The organism is Cupriavidus sp. GW821-FHT07C08, assembly GCF_059419025.1.
Window position 1 is genome coordinate 183,584 of sequence record NZ_JBWKQZ010000003.1, and the last position, 14,962, is coordinate 198,545.

Sequence of the window (14,962 nt, forward strand, 5' to 3'; positions counted from 1 at the left end):
AACGCAAGTCCCGACGCAATCCGACAAGACCATGGTCTCTCGCCGCAACTTCCTGCAAGCCGCAGCTGGCACCGGCTTCGCCGCCGCCGCGCTGGCCGCGTTCCCGCCCAGCATCCGCAAGGCCCTGGCCATCCCGGCCAACAATGCCACCGGCACCATCAAGGATGTCGAGCATGTGGTGATCCTGATGCAGGAGAACCGTTCCTTCGACCACTACTTCGGCACGCTCAAGGGCGTGCGCGGGTTCGGCGACCGCTTCACCATCCCGCTGCCCAATGCGCGCAAGGTATGGCAGCAACAGCGCGCCAACGGCGCCGTGCTGACCCCGTATCACCTGGATGGCACCAACAACAACGCGCAGCGCGCGGCCGGCACGCCGCATGCCTGGGTGGACAGTCAACAGGCCTGGGACCACGGCCGCATGGCCAACTGGCCGACGTACAAGACCAATACGTCGATGGGCTACTTCAAGGAGAAGGAGGTCCCGTTCCAGTTCGCGCTGGCCAATGCCTTTACGTTGTGCGACGCGTACCACAGCTCGATGCATACGGGCACGGACGCGAACCGTTCGTTCCACCTGACCGGCACCAACGGCCCCACCGCCGCCAACGTCGCCTTCGTCAACAATGAGTGGGACGCGATCGACGGCCTGCCCGCCTCGGCCAACACCGGCTACACCTGGACGACCTACGCCGAGCGACTGGAAGCGGCCGGCATCAGCTGGATCTGCTACCAGAACATGCCGGACGAATGGGGCGACAACATGCTGGGCGCGTTCCAGCAGTTCCGCAAGGCCAACCTGGCGTCGGGCTTCCCGGTATCCAGCGGCGGAGCTCCGGGCGCGCCCTATGCCAACACCGGCCAGCCGCTGCCGTACCACGCCTACGATGCGGCCACCGACAACGCCGCCAACCCACTGTACAAAGGCGTGGCCAACACCCTGCCCGGCACCAAACCCGAGGAATACCTCGACGCCTTCCGCCGCGACATCAAGGAAGGCAGGCTGCCGCAGGTTTCCTGGATCAACGCGCCGTCGATCTACTGCGAGCATCCCGGCCCGTCCAGCCCGGTCCAGGGCGCGTGGTTCCTGCAGGAAGTGCTGGACGCGCTGACCGCCGTGCCCGAGGTCTGGAGCAAGACCGTGCTGCTGGTCAACTTCGACGAGAACGACGGCTACTTCGACCACGTCCCCTCCCCCTCCGCGCCTTCGGTGAACCCCGACAAGACGCTGGCCGGCAAGGCGACACTGAGCGATGCCGAGATGCAGGCCGAATACTTCTACCATCCGGCGCCACCGGGCAGCAGGTCCCAGCCCGCTGCCGACGGCCGCGTGTACGGGCCAGGGCCGCGCGTGCCGCTTTACGCGATCTCGCCGTGGAGCCGCGGCGGCTGGGTCAATTCCCAGGTGTTCGACCACACCTCCGTGCTGCGCTTCCTGGAAGCGCGGTTCGGCGTGGCCGAACCCAACATCAGCCCGTTCCGCCGCGCCGTCTGTGGCGACCTGACCAGCGCGTTCAACTTCAAGACGCCCAACTCGGAAGCCCTGCCCACGCTGGGCGGCCGCACCACCCGCAACGACGCCGACCAGCTGCGCAAGGCCCAGCAGGCCTTGCCCGCGGTACCGCTGCCGGTCGACATGCAATTGCCGCTGCAGGCGACCGGCACCCGCCCGTCACGCGCGCTGCCGTATGAGCTGCACACCAGCGCGCGCTGCAGCGCCGTGGGGCAGGTCGAACTGGTGTTCGCCAACACCGGCACGCAAGCCGCGGTGTTCCACGTCTACGACCGCTACCAGCTGGGACGCATTCCGCGCCGTTATGTCGTGGAAGCCGGCAAGTCCCTGACCGATACCTGGAACGTGTTCCAGGACAACGCCGGGCAATACGACCTGTGGGTGCTGGGCCCCAACTGCTTTCACCGCCATTTCCGCGGCGATACCAACCGCATCGGCGATACCGGTATCGCACCGGAGATCCGCGTCTGCTACGACATTGCCAACGGCGATGTTTACATCGACCTGATCAACGCCGGCCGCAGGGCCTGCCACTTAAACATCCAGGCGCTCGCGTACCGAACCGATGGCCCGTGGCCGGTCACCGTCGGCGCCAACGGCGACAAATCCGTGCATTGGTCACTGGAGGAAAGCGGGCAGTGGTATGACTTTGCGGTGACGTGCGACAGCGACCCGGCCTTCTATCGACGCTTTGCGGGACGGGTGGAGACCGGCAGGCATACGGTGAGCGATCCGGCGATGGGGTTGGTGACGGCGCAGGATTGAGCGGTAGTTCAAGGCAAGAAAAAAGGGACTGCAGGTATCACCTGCAGTCCCTTTTCACATTGGTGGGCCTCCCGTGAGTCGAACACGGCACCAACGGATTATGAGTCCGCTGCTCTAACCAGGCATGAGCTAGAGGCCCTTGGAAGCGTTTAGTTGCCTTCCAGGAAGCTCTTCAGCTTGTCCGAGCGGCTCGGGTGGCGCAGCTTGCGCAGTGCCTTGGCCTCGATCTGGCGGATCCGTTCACGCGTGACGTCGAACTGCTTGCCGACCTCTTCCAGCGTGTGGTCGGTGCTCATTTCGATGCCGAAGCGCATGCGCAGCACCTTGGCTTCGCGCGGCGTGAGCGAGTCCAGCACGTCCTTGACGACGTCGCGCATGGAGCCGTGCAGCGCCGCTTCGGCCGGGGCCAGCGTGTTGGTGTCCTCGATGAAGTCGCCCAGATGGGAGTCGTCGTCGTCACCGATCGGCGTTTCCATGGAGATCGGCTCTTTGGCGATCTTCATGATCTTGCGGATCTTGTCTTCCGGCATCTCCATCTTCTCGGCCAGCGTTGCCGGATCCGGCTCATTGCCGGTTTCCTGCAGGATCTGGCGCGAGATGCGGTTCATCTTGTTGATCGTCTCGATCATGTGCACCGGGATGCGGATGGTGCGTGCCTGGTCGGCGATCGAGCGCGTGATGGCCTGGCGGATCCACCACGTTGCATACGTCGAGAACTTGTAGCCGCGGCGGTATTCGAACTTGTCTACCGCCTTCATCAGGCCGATGTTGCCTTCCTGGATCAGGTCGAGGAACTGCAGGCCGCGGTTGGTGTACTTCTTGGCGATCGAGATCACCAGGCGCAGGTTGGCCTCGGTCATCTCGCGCTTGGCTTCGCGGGCACGACGCTCGCCCTCGGCCATCTTGCGGTTGACGCCCTTCAGTTCCTTCAGCGGCAGCACCACGCGCGACTGCAGGTCGATCAGCTTCTGCTGCAGCTCATGCACGGCCGGCACATTGCGCTCGACGATGGTGCTGTAGGGCTTGCCGTCGGCGACGATGGTGTGGACCCACTCGAGGTTGGTCTCGTTGCCCGGGAAGCGGGCGACGAACTCCGCGCGCGGCATGCCGCACTTGTCCACGATGGTGTTCAGGATGGCACGCTCGAGCTTGCGCACTTCGTCCACCTGGCCGCGCAGCGTGTCGCACAGGCGCTCGACATTGCGGGCGGTGAAGCGGATCCCCATCAGTTCGGCCTGGATGGCTTCCTGCGCCTTGACGTAAGGCTTGGAGTTGTAGCCTTCCTTCTCGAACGCGCGGCGCATCTTGTCGAACTGCTCGGCGATCACGCGGAATTTCTCCAGCGCGTTCTGCTTCAGTTCTTCCAGCTGGCGCGCGGAGGCACCGGCACCGGCGCCGCCTTCGTCGTCCTCATCCTCGTCGCCTTCCTCTTCGTCGTCGGACTCGATATCCTCGTCGTCAGACGCAGCGGCCGGCGCTGCGGGCGCTTCCGGGGCTTCGTCGGCGTTCGGGTCGATCAGGCCGTCGACGAATTCGTCGATCTTGATCTCGTCGTTGGCCACGCGCTCGGCATGGGCCAGGATCTCGGAGATGGTGACCGGGCAAGCCGAAATCGCCATCACCATGTCCTTCAGGCCGGCCTCGATGCGCTTGGCGATCTCGATTTCGCCTTCGCGCGTGAGCAGCTCGACCGTGCCCATTTCGCGCATGTACATGCGCACCGGGTCGGTGGTGCGGCCGAACTCGGAGTCCACCGTGGACAGGGCCGCTTCGGCCTCTTCCTCGGCTTCTTCCTCGCTGGTGGCGGACGGCGCGTTGTCGTTGAGCAGCAGCGTCTCGGCATCCGGCGCCTGTTCGTAGACAGCGATGCCGATGTCGTTCAGCGTGGCGACCAGCGTGTCGATCGTTTCCGAATCGACCATGTCGTCCGGCAGGTGATCGTTGATTTCCGCGTAGGTCAGGTAGCCGCGCGACTTGCCCAGCTTGATCAGCGCCTTGAGCTTCTGGCGACGCAGCTCAAGCTCTTCCTCGGTGCCCTGCTGCGTCGAGGCGAACTCCTTGAGCAGGGCCTTTTCCTTGGCCTTGCGGTCCTTGGCTTTCTGCTTTTCGGTCTTCGGCGCCGCGGCCGGGGTTGCCGCCGGGCGCGCATCGTTCTCGTAAAACTCTTCAGTCACGTCGTCTGTTGTGCTGTCGTCGTGCTGCATCTCGGCCTTGGGCTTGCGGCCACGCTTTTTCGGCTCCGGCTTGATTGCCGGCGCAGCGGGACGCTCGGATGCAACGGATGCAGGTGTCGCGGCACGCGCCTTGGTTGCCGTAGTGGTGGTGCCGGCCTTGGCTTCCCCACTCTTGGCGCCGGCGGCTGCCGCTCGCTTGCTCTCGACTTCGGTATTCTGCTGTTTCGCCACGGTGATACTCTTACCTTTCACTGGTGCAGATGCGGCGACCTTGCCGCTCGTACTGGCGCTCTTGCCGCTCTCGCGTGCCGAAGTCGAGGCCTTTGTCTTTTCGGATGTGCGAGTCCTGGTGGGAGTCGTCACGGCGGGCGCTTGCGCGCTACGCACGGACTTTGATGGCGCAGACCGGGCTGGTGTCTTGACTGACGCGGTCGATGTCTTCGCCGCGGTTGTTTTCACAGACGCCTTGCCGCTCCCTGATTGGGGAGCTTTAGAGGTAACCCTTTCGGTTGCTTTGGCCTTTGCCATTGGCACGCTCACTTTCACCAGAACTGGAGAGAAAGATTTCGCAATCCAAACCGGCTATTGTAGCACGCCACGCATAGCCGGCTCCCTGTCAGGTGAGGTTTTCACCTGAAAAATCAAGGCTTAAGCTCGGCGGGGCCGGGCCCAGTCCCTTATCCAACGCTTACTGCTGTCTCCTGGTTGATGACCAGGGCACCCGCAGGCGCCTCAGCCAAGTTGGCGCCGCCGGTGGATTTCTCCCACCAGCCAGCGCATGCGCTGCTTGGCCGCTTCATCGGCCGTGCCCGCCACCACCTCCGCCTGCAGGCCGTCGAGTTCGCGCCGCAGCGGCTCGGCCAGCAGCTTGGTAATGGCCGCATCGAAATCCTGTATTGCGGGTGCTTCTTCGATCTCTTCTCGCAGCACCGCGGTACGCGCCACGGCGTACACCTCGGCATAGGGCGACTGGGCCAGGTGTTCGCTGAAGGCCGCAAAATTGACCTCGCCCTGCACGCTGTCGCACGCCTCCACCAGGTGCGCCAGCACTTCACTGTCGCCGCTCTCGCCGCCCAGCAGCAGCGCGCGCGCATCTTCGTCAAGCCTTGCCGACAGCGCCGGATAGCACATCAGCAGCTGGATCACCCGCTGTTCCAGCCCGGTCGGGGCCTGGCGGCGGGTGCGCGGGCGCGGCTGGGCGAAGCGGCCAACGCGGGCCGGGTCGCTGCGCAGGCCGCAGATGGCTTCGATCTCCGCGGGTGTCGTCCCCGTGGCATCGGCAAGTTCGCGCACAATCTGTAGCCTCAGGCCGCCGGCGGGCATGGCCTGCAGCAGCGGCTTGGCTTCGTACTGGGCCCGGGCGCGGCCCTCGGGCTGCCGCAGGTCCAGCTCCTCGGTGACCGACTGCAGCAGGAAGCGCGACAGCGGCATGGCATTGCGCACCTGGTTGGCAAAGGCCTCGGTGCCCTCTTCGCGCACATAGCTGTCCGGATCGTGCTCGGACGGCAGGAACAGGAAGCGGATGGTCTTGTTGTCCGCCACGTGCGGCAGGCAGGCTTCCAGCGCGCGCCGGGCCGCGCGGCGCCCGGCAGAGTCGCCATCGAACGAAAACACCACGGCGTCGGTCTGGCGCAGCAGCTTCTGCACGTGCACAGGGGTGCACGCCGTGCCCAGGGTGGCAACGGCATTGGCAAAACCGAGCTGGGCCAGCGCCACGACGTCCATATAACCTTCGACCACCAGCACGTAGCCGGTTTCCCGGATCGCGTGACGGGCCTCGAACAGCCCGTACAGCTCCGTGCCCTTGCTGAACAGCGGGGTCTCGGGCGAGTTCAGGTACTTGGGCTCGCCCTGCCCCATCACGCGGCCGCCGAAGCCGATCACGGCCCCCTTGGTGTTGCGGATAGGAAACATGATGCGGTCGCGGAAGCGGTCGTAGCGGCGCGGCTTGCCGTCCGCATCACGCTTCTCGCTTTCGATCAGCAGGCCGCACTCGACCAGCGGCGCCGACACGTTGTCATCACGATAGCTGCCAAACACGGCCTCAAGGCCCTGCCAGTCATCCGGCGCATAGCCCAGGCCGAAGTTCGCGGCGATCTCGCCGGTCAGGCCGCGGCCCTTCAGGTACTGGATCGCCTGCGGCGCGCCGCGCAGCTGGCGGCGGTAGAAATCGGTGGCGCGGGTCATGGCGTCGGACAGCGCCACCGAACGGGCCTGCTGCTCCGCGCGCTGCCCGGGCGGCAGCCGGTCGCGCTCTTCCGGCACGCTCATGCCGACCGACTGGGCCAGTTCGCGCACCGCTTCCGGGTAGGACTGGCCGGAAAATTCCATCAGGAAGCCGATGGCCGAGCCGTGGGCGCCACATCCGAAGCAGTGGTAGAACTGCTTGGTCGGCGACACCGTGAATGACGGTGACTTCTCGTTATGGAAGGGGCACAGCCCCATGAAGTTGGCGCCGCCCTTCTTCAGCTGCACATACTTGCCCACCACATCGACAATGTCGACACGGTTGAGCAGGTCCTGAATAAAGGATTGCGGAATCACCCGACTGACCGTCCTGAGGCATGGCCGTCCCGCGGCGGGCGGCTTCTTTTAGGAATGCGTGACCGGTGCGGCGCCCGGCTGCTATCGGAATATTGTAGTGCAGCGTGATAAGGCCGCCCGGACTGCGTGACATCTCCGTGCAACTGCACCGAACCACGCGGATCCGGTGCCTATCCTGCTCGCAACCGATTAAATCAGTATTTACTTTGCTGCGAGTGCGGCCTTGACCAGGGCCGATACGGCGGTCATGTCGGCACGGCCGGCCAGCTTACCCTTGAGCACGCCCATGACCTTGCCCATGTCCTGCGGACCGGCGGCGCCAGTGGCGGCAACGGCCTGCTGGACTTCGGCGGCGACCTCCTCGTCCGACAGCGCGGCGGGCATGTAGGCCTTCAGCACCTCGACTTCCGCCGACTCCTTGTCTGCCAGGTCATTGCGGCCCGCTTGCTGGAACTGCGAGATCGAATCCTTGCGCTGCTTGATCAGCTTTTCGACCACGGCCAGCACGGCGGTATCGTCCAGTTCCACGCGCTCATCGACTTCGCGCTGCTTGATGGCGGCCAGCAGCAGGCGGATGGTGCCGAGGCGCTCCGTTTCGCGGGCGCGCATGGCGGCCTTCATGTCTTCGCTGATACGGGCTTTGAGGGACATCGTGATCTTCCAGAAAGTGGGTGGACACTCACAGATGGCGGCGGCGACCGCCCGCTGCAAGGCCCAGAACGCAAAAACCCGCCGAAGCGTATGCCACAGCGGGTCGGATGCAAGCGGGAGCGCCGGGTCAGTACAGCTTCTTCGGCAGCATCTGGCTGCGGATGCGCTTGTAATGGCGCTTTTCCGCGGCTGCCTTCTTGCGCTTGCGCGCGGCGGTGGGCTTTTCGTAAAACTCGCGCGCCCGCAGCTCGGGGAGCAGTCCGTTCTTCTCTATGGTGCGCTTGAAACGGCGCATGGCAACTTCAAAAGGCTCGTTTTCCTTGAGATGGATCGTGGTCATTTGGCCAGAAAATAAAGAATTTTCGGGATAAGCGGCTCTACGAAGAGCTGGATTGTAGCATCAACAATCCAACGGGGAAGTGGCGTGCAGCGGACACTTAGCGAGTGCCCTTCCAGCCATCGCCAGGCTATCCTTGGGCTACTGATTGCCCTGCCGAAGCGGTGCGCGATGCCTCTGCCGCGGCCTGCCCCGCCGCCACCGCGGAGGCCCAGGCCCACTGGAAGTTGTAACCGCCCAGCCAGCCGGTCACGTCCACCACCTCGCCGATGAAATACAGGCCCGGCACCTCGCGGGCCATCATGGTGGTTGACGACAGCGCCCGGGTGTCGACGCCGCCCAGCGTGACCTCGGCCTTGCGGTAGCCCTCGGTGCCGGACGGCACGATGCGCCAGCCGTTGAGCGTGGCGCCCAGCTTGCGCAGGGCCTTGTCGGTCACATCGTGCAGCGGCATGGTTGCATCCACGCCCGAGGCCGCGCACCAGGCATCGGCCAGCCGCGCCGGCAGCCGTTGCGCCAGCAGGTTGCCCAGGTGCTTGCGGCTGCCAGCCTTCTGCTCCAGCAGCCAGGCGGCGGCATCCTCGCCATCAAACAGGTCGATGGCGATCGGCGTGCCGGGGCGCCAGTAGCTGGAGATCTGCAGCACGGCGGGGCCGGACAGGCCGCGGTGCGTCCACAGCAGGTCTTCGCGGAAGGCCCCGGCCGCCTTGCCGTTGCCGGTGGCGACATCCACTTCCAGCGACACGCCGGCCAGCGGCGCGAACGGCGCCCAGTCCTTGCCATCGAAGGTCAGCGGCACCAGCGCCGGCCGGGTTTCGACGATGCCCAGCCCGAACTGCCGGGCGATGCGGTAGCCAAAGTCGGTGGCGCCGATCTTGGGGATCGACAGCCCGCCGGTGGCCACCACCAGCGCCCCGGCCCGCACCGTGCCGGTGGCGGTGAGCAGCAGGAAGTCATCGCCCTCGCGCCGGATCTCGGCCACGGTGCAGCCGGTCTGCCAGCGCACATGGCCGGTGTCGCATTCGGCGCGCAGCATGGCGATCACGTCTTCGGCGCTGTCGTTGCAGAACAGCTGGCCGCGATGCTTCTCGTGCCAGTCGATGCCGTAGCGGCGCATCAGGCCAAGGAAATCCTGCGGTGTGTAGCGCGCCAGCGCAGAGCGGCAGAAGTGCGGATTGGACGACAGGTAGTTGGCGGGCCCGGCCTGCAGGTTGGTGAAATTGCAGCGCCCGCCGCCCGAAATGCGGATCTTCTCGGCCAGCTTGGTGGCATGGTCGATCAGCACCACGCGCGCGCCGTTCTGGCCGGCCACGGCGGCACACATCATGCCGGCCGCGCCCGCACCCAGCACGGCCACGTCATACCGGCCCGTCCGGGCCGATGTTGCCCCGCTCATCGCACGCCTCGCGCATCCATGTGTATTGCCACCGCCAGAGAAAGGGCAGATTGTAGCGAAAAGCACGCCGCGCGCCGCTGTGCTACCCTGCGCGCTTCCTGCAACCTGTTGTTTCGACAGCCGTTTCCCTGACCGGAGACGGCCCTATGCGCTTCCCATGCTTGTCCTCGGCATCGAATCCTCCTGCGACGAAACCGGCCTCGCCCTCTATGACACCGGGGCCGGCCTGCTCGCGCATGCGCTGCACTCGCAGATCGCCATGCACCGCGACTACGGCGGCGTGGTGCCGGAACTGGCGTCGCGCGACCATATCCGCCGCGTGCTGCCGCTGCTGGAGCAGGTGCTGGCCGATGCCGGCCGCACCCGCCAGGACATCGACGCCATCGCCTTCACCCAGGGCCCCGGCCTGGCCGGCGCACTGCTGGTGGGCGCCTCGGTGGCCAACGCACTGGGCTTTGCGCTGAACGTGCCGATGCTGGGCGTGCATCACCTGGAAGGCCACCTGCTGTCGCCGCTGCTGACGCGCGAGCCGCCGCCCTTCCCGTTCGTGGCGCTGCTGGTGTCGGGCGGGCATACGCAACTGATGGAAGTGCGCGGCATCGGCGACTACACGCTGCTGGGCGAAACCCTGGACGACGCCGCCGGCGAAGCCTTCGACAAGACCGCCAAGCTGCTAGGCCTGGGCTATCCGGGCGGCCCGGAAGTGTCGCGGCTGGCCGAATTCGGCATCCCCGGCGCCTTTGCGCTGCCGCGGCCGATGCTGCATTCGGGCAACCTGGATTTCTCCTTCGCCGGGCTGAAGACCGCGGTGCTGACGCAAACCCGCAAGCTCGCCAACACCTGCGAGCAGGACCGCGCCAACCTGGCGCGTGCCTTTGTCGATGCCATTGTCGACGTGCTGGCCGCCAAGTCGATGGCGGCGCTCAAGCAGACCGGGCACAAGCGGCTGGTGGTGGCGGGAGGCGTGGGTGCCAACCGGCAGTTGCGCGAGCGGCTGGACCAGATGGGCAAGCAGCGCAAGATCGACGTGTATTACCCGGACCTGGCGTTCTGCACCGATAACGGCGCGATGATCGCGTTTGCCGGCGCGATGCGGCTGCAGGCCGCGCCCGAACTGGCGCGGCACGAGTATGGCTACGGCGTGACGCCGCGCTGGGACCTGGCGGATATCCGCCTGCCTTCGGCGGCCTGAGCCGGGCCAAAAAAATAGCCACCGCATGCGGTGGCTATTTCCATTGCAGCGACAACGCGGTCAGTCGACGCGCTTGTCCCGCTCGATCACGGCATACGCGCTGTGGTTGTGGATCGACTCAAAGTTCTCCGCCTCCAGCACATACGCCACGATGCGGTCATCCGCATTCAGCCGCATGGCGATATCGCGCACCAGGTCCTCGACGAACTTGGGGTTCTCATAGGCGCGCTCGGTGACGAACTTCTCGTCGGGGCGCTTGAGCAGGCCCCACAACTCGCACGAGGCCTCTTCCTCGGCCATGCGCACCAGCGCTTCCACCGGCAGCTCGCCGGCCAGCTCCACGTCCATGGTGATATGCGAACGCTGGTTGTGCGCGCCGTACTGCGAAATCTTCTTCGAGCACGGGCACAGGCTCGTCACCGGCACCAGCGCCTTCAGGAACACGCGCGTGGCGCCGTTGCGCACTTCGCCGGTCAGCGTGACCTCGTAGTCCAGCAGCGACTCCACACCCGACACCGGCGCGGTCTTGCTGATGAAGTACGGGAAGGTGACCTCGATGCGGCCAGCCTCGGCCTCCAGCTTTTCCAGCATCTTGTCCAGCATCAGCCGGAAGCTGGCCAGCTCCAGCGGCGCGCGCTCTTCTTCCAGCAGCGCGACGAAGCGCGACATATGCGTGCCCTTCTGGTCCGCCGGCAGGTGCACGTCGAGATTGAAGGTGCCCACAGTCGGCACGATGCCGGTCGGGGTCTTCAGGGTCACGGGGTAACGCACGCCTTTGACACCGACACGCTGGATGGGGATCTGGCGGGTGTCGGGGCTCGACTGGACGTCGGGCATGATGAAGGCGGGGTTGATGTCATTCATCTACGGTTTCCTCCAGGGTCGCGCCTAGGGGCGGCACGAGCCCTTACGGTCGCGGCATTTTCGCAGTCCATCCATGCCGCGCAACGAGTGTGAAACCACGGGATCCGGCAAATGGCACGCCGGCCCGCAGCTGCGAACACAAAAAAGGGGAGTTTAAGGGAATTCGGACGCACTCGTGGTGCGAGGGCCGAATCCCCTTCGGGACAGCAGGTGATCAGGCCACGCGCGAAGCGACCGTGACCTTGGGCTGGTCCAGCCCGAAGCGCTCGCGCACCGAGCGCTCGATGCCGGCCGCATCCAGGCCGCATTGCTGCAGCAGATAGGCCGGGTCGCCGTGGTCGACGAAGCGGTCGGGCAGGCCCAGCGTCAGCACCGGCTTGTCGATGCCGGCCTCGGCCAGTGCCTCCAGCACGGCGCTGCCGGCGCCGCCCATCACGCTGCCCTCTTCCACCGTCACCAGGTAGTCGTTCTCCGCGGCCAGGCGCTTGACCAGTTCCACGTCGAGCGGCTTGACGAAGCGCATGTCGGCGACCGCGGCGTCCAGCGCCTCGGCGGCACCCAAGGCCGGGTGCACCATCGAACCGAACGCCAGGAAGCCCACGCGATGCCCCGCGCGCGCACCGCCCTCGCGGCGCATCACGCCCTTGCCGACCGGCACGGTGGTGAGCTCGGCGGCAATGGCGGCGCCCGGGCCGGAGCCGCGCGGATAGCGCACGGCGCTCGGGCAGGTCTGGTGGAACGCCGTGGTCAGCAGCTGACGGCACTCGTTCTCGTCGGACGGCGTCATCACCATCATGTTGGGGATACAGCGCAGGTAGGCGATATCGTAGGCGCCCGCGTGCGTGGCGCCGTCTGCACCGACCAGGCCGGCGCGGTCCAGCGCGAACACCACCGGCAGGTTCTGCAGCGCCACGTCGTGGATCAGCTGGTCATAGCCGCGCTGCAGGAAGGTCGAGTAGATCGCCACCACCGGCTTCAGGCCTTCGCAGGCCATGCCGCCGGCAAAGGTCACGGCATGCTGCTCGGCGATGCCCACGTCGTAGTAGCGGTCCGGGAAGCGCTTCTCGAACTCGACCATGCCCGAGCCCTCGCGCATCGCCGGGGTAATGCCGACCAGGCGCTTGTCGGCCGCGGCCATGTCGCACAGCCAGTCGCCGAACACCTGCGTGTAGGTCTTGCGCGCCGGCTTGGCCGCGGGGCGGATGCCCTCGGCCGGATTGAACTTGCCCGGGCCGTGGTACAGGATCGGGTCGGCCTCGGCCAGCTTGTAGCCCTGGCCCTTCTTGGTCACCACGTGCAGGAACTGCGGGCCGGCACCCTCGAGCGCGCGCTGGCGGATATTCAGCAGCGTCGGCACCAGCGAGTTCAGGTCATGGCCGTCGATCGGGCCGATGTAGTTGAAGCCGAATTCCTCGAACAGCGTGGCCGGCACCATCATGCCCTTGGCATGTTCCTCGAAGCGCTTGGCGAACTCCAGCACCGGCGGCGCCACCGACAGGACTTTCTCGATGCCCTTCTTGGTGGCCGCGTAGAACTGGCCGCTCAAGAGCCGCGCCAGGTGGCGGTTGAGCGCGCCCACCGGCGGCGAGATCGACATGTCGTTGTCGTTGAGCACCACCACCAGCGGCAGGTCCTTGTAGACGCCTGCGTTGTTCAGGGCCTCGAAGGCCATGCCCGCGGTCATGGCGCCGTCGCCGATCACCGCCACCGAGACGCGCTTCTCGCCCAGCGTGCGCGCGCCCAGCGCCATGCCCAGCGCGGCCGAGATCGAGGTCGACGAATGCGCCGTGCCGAAGGTGTCGTATTCGCTCTCGCTGCGGCGCGGGAAGCCCGAGATGCCGCCCCACTGGCGCAGCGTGCCCATGCGCTCGCGGCGCCCGGTCAGGATCTTGTGCGGATAGCTCTGGTGGCCCACGTCCCACACCAGCCGGTCGTCCGGGGTGTTGAAGACGTAATGCAGCGCGATGGTCAGCTCGACCGTGCCCAGGTTGGACGACAGGTGGCCGCCGGTCTGCGAGACCGACTCCAGCACATAGGCGCGCAGTTCGTCCGCCAGGGTCTGGAGCTCGCGCCGGTCGAGCTTGCGCAGGTCTGCGGGGGCGTCAATCTTGTTGAGAAGTGCGTAGGTCATGATGTCCGTTCGGCCGGCTCTCTGTTTAATGTGTGCGCAGCACGATCAGGTCCGCCAGGTCCCGCAGGCGGTCCGCGCGCTCGCCAAAGCCGGCCAGCGCCTCGTGTGCCTCTGCGCGCAGCGTCCCGGCCAGTGCGCGTGCCGGGTCAAGTCCCATCAGTGATACATAGGTCGGCTTGTCATGGGCGGCGTCCTTGCCGGCGGTCTTGCCCAGCGTGGCGGTATCGGCAGTGACGTCCAGAATATCGTCAACCACCTGGAACGCCAATCCCACTGCCGCCGCATAGCGGTCCAGCGCAGCCAGGCCCTGGGCATCGATTTCACCACATAGTGCGCCCATGCGCACACTGGCGCGCAGCAGCGCGCCGGTCTTCATGCGGTGCATGGCCTCGAGCGCCTCGCGCGTCATGGCCCGGCCCACGTTCTGCAGGTCGATCGCCTGGCCGCCGGCCATGCCGGTCGAGCCCGACGCCAGCGCCAGCTCGGCCACCAGCTGCAGCCGCGCCGCGGGCGCGACCGCCCCGGCACCGGCCAGCACGATAAAGGCCTGGGTCTGCAGCGCGTCGCCAACCAGCAAGGCGGTGGCCTCGTCATAGGCCTTGTGCACGGTGGGCCGGCCACGGCGCAGGTCGTCGTCATCCATGCAGGGCATGTCGTCGTGCACCAGTGAATAGGCGTGGATCATCTCCACCGCGCAGGCCGCCGCGTCGCAGGCGGCCGGGGCCGCCCCGCTGACCTCGCCGGCGGCATGCACCAGCAGCGGCCGCACGCGCTTGCCGCCGCTCAGTGCAGCATATCGCATGGCCTCGTGCAGCGTATGCGGCACGGTGTTGGCATCTGGCAACGCTGCCTGCAGCGCGGCTTCGGTCCGGGCGCCTTGCGCCTGCATCCATTGGGCGAAGTCGGTCATTCGTCATCCGCCCCCGACGCGCCGCCATTGCCACCGTTTGCACCACTGCCTTCGCCGGCCAGCGGCTTGAGCACGTCGCCCTCCAGCACCTTGACCTGCTGCTCCACGCGCTCCAGCTTTTGCTGGCAGTAGCGCACCAGCTCGGCGCCCCGGCGGTAGGCCGCCAGCGATGCCTCGAGCGGCAGTTCGCCGCTCTCCATGCTGGCCACCAGGGTCTCGAGCTCGGCCATTGCCGCTTCATAAGAAGCGGGCGGCGCCGAGGCCGCGGTGGTGTCGTCGGTCTGGACCGGAGCGGTCATCGTTTTTGGCATGTCTGGCCCTGGAAATATGGAATCCGGTCGAATCATAAGGAAACCCGGATGGGGAAGCCCGGATTTTACGCCAAAGCCGGCCCTTGCCCCATCCTTGCGGATCCGCGGGGCAACCTCCGATGAGTGCCTTTGGGGCATATGTGACTTGTGCGCTCGGGTCGTCTTTCCGAATGC

12 protein-coding genes and 1 tRNA gene are annotated in these 14,962 nt (G+C 66.3%); 3 read left to right on the forward strand and 10 right to left on the reverse strand.

The genetic code is table 11. The features are described from left to right. The first annotated feature begins 31 nt into the window (after nt 1-31). Nucleotides 32-2,278, forward strand: coding sequence for a phosphocholine-specific phospholipase C (locus tag AC07UK_RS06060; RefSeq protein WP_494685956.1), 2,247 nt, complete (start codon nt 32-34; stop codon nt 2,276-2,278). 60 nt (nt 2,279-2,338) lie between these two features. Here AC07UK_RS06060 and AC07UK_RS06065 read toward each other — a convergent pair. Both AC07UK_RS06065 and rpoD read right to left on the reverse strand, forming a co-directional pair. Continuing rightward, nucleotides 2,339-2,417: transfer RNA gene (locus AC07UK_RS06065), tRNA-Ile, on the reverse strand. Nucleotides 2,418-2,427: 10 nt separating this feature from the next. Next, complete coding sequence (gene rpoD, locus AC07UK_RS06070) at nt 2,428-4,704, reverse strand: RNA polymerase sigma factor RpoD (RefSeq protein ID WP_436222302.1); 2,277 nt, start codon at nt 4,702-4,704, stop codon at nt 2,428-2,430. Nucleotides 4,705-4,723: 19 nt separating this feature from the next. Here rpoD and AC07UK_RS06075 point away from each other — a divergent pair, with 19 nt between their 5' ends. Then, complete coding sequence (locus tag AC07UK_RS06075) at nt 4,724-5,089, forward strand: hypothetical protein (protein ID WP_035815784.1); 366 nt, start codon at nt 4,724-4,726, stop codon at nt 5,087-5,089. Nucleotides 5,090-5,184: 95 nt separating this feature from the next. On the opposite strand, the gene dnaG is transcribed toward AC07UK_RS06075, so the two are convergent. The 4 genes from dnaG to AC07UK_RS06095 all read right to left on the reverse strand — a co-directional run bounded on the left by dnaG (nt 5,185) and on the right by AC07UK_RS06095 (nt 9,380). Next, the gene (gene dnaG, locus AC07UK_RS06080) at nt 5,185-6,996 is read right to left on the reverse strand and encodes a DNA primase (protein WP_013957525.1); all 1,812 of its coding nucleotides are present in this window, start codon (nt 6,994-6,996) and stop codon (nt 5,185-5,187) included. Between the two features lie 201 nt (nt 6,997-7,197). Then, nucleotides 7,198-7,647 (reverse strand): GatB/YqeY domain-containing protein, encoded by a 450-nt coding sequence (locus AC07UK_RS06085; RefSeq protein ID WP_013957526.1) that lies wholly within the window; start codon nt 7,645-7,647, stop codon nt 7,198-7,200. Nucleotides 7,648-7,774: 127 nt separating this feature from the next. Continuing rightward, a complete protein-coding gene (rpsU, locus tag AC07UK_RS06090; protein WP_013957527.1) occupies nt 7,775-7,987 on the reverse strand; it encodes a 30S ribosomal protein S21 in 213 nt (70 codons plus the stop codon). Between the two features lie 127 nt (nt 7,988-8,114). Further along, nucleotides 8,115-9,380: a BaiN/RdsA family NAD(P)/FAD-dependent oxidoreductase gene (locus AC07UK_RS06095; protein WP_494685957.1), complete on the reverse strand. Its 1,266-nt coding sequence runs from the start codon at nt 9,378-9,380 to the stop codon at nt 8,115-8,117. A gap of 157 nt (nt 9,381-9,537) precedes the next feature. On the opposite strand from AC07UK_RS06095, the gene tsaD reads away from it, so the two are divergent. After that, nucleotides 9,538-10,572 (forward strand): tRNA (adenosine(37)-N6)-threonylcarbamoyltransferase complex transferase subunit TsaD, encoded by a 1,035-nt coding sequence (gene tsaD / locus AC07UK_RS06100; RefSeq protein ID WP_436222304.1) that lies wholly within the window; start codon nt 9,538-9,540, stop codon nt 10,570-10,572. Nucleotides 10,573-10,632: 60 nt separating this feature from the next. Here the strand turns inward: tsaD and folE2 are convergent, their stop codons facing one another. From folE2 to AC07UK_RS06120, 4 genes are all read right to left on the reverse strand, one after another. Continuing rightward, nucleotides 10,633-11,436, reverse strand: coding sequence for a GTP cyclohydrolase FolE2 (gene folE2 / locus AC07UK_RS06105; RefSeq protein ID WP_479940950.1), 804 nt, complete (start codon nt 11,434-11,436; stop codon nt 10,633-10,635). A 214-nt stretch (nt 11,437-11,650) separates the two neighbouring features. Further along, nucleotides 11,651-13,567, reverse strand: a complete 1,917-nt coding sequence (dxs, locus tag AC07UK_RS06110; protein ID WP_436222306.1) for a 1-deoxy-D-xylulose-5-phosphate synthase — start codon at nt 13,565-13,567, stop codon at nt 11,651-11,653. Between the two features lie 25 nt (nt 13,568-13,592). After that, nucleotides 13,593-14,477, reverse strand: coding sequence for a polyprenyl synthetase family protein (locus tag AC07UK_RS06115; RefSeq protein WP_436222307.1), 885 nt, complete (start codon nt 14,475-14,477; stop codon nt 13,593-13,595). Further along, entirely contained in the window at nt 14,474-14,788 is a 315-nt protein-coding gene (locus tag AC07UK_RS06120; protein ID WP_013957533.1) for an exodeoxyribonuclease VII small subunit, read from the reverse strand. The genes AC07UK_RS06115 and AC07UK_RS06120 overlap by 4 nt, the downstream gene beginning before the upstream one ends. Nucleotides 14,789-14,962: the final 174 nt, after the last annotated feature.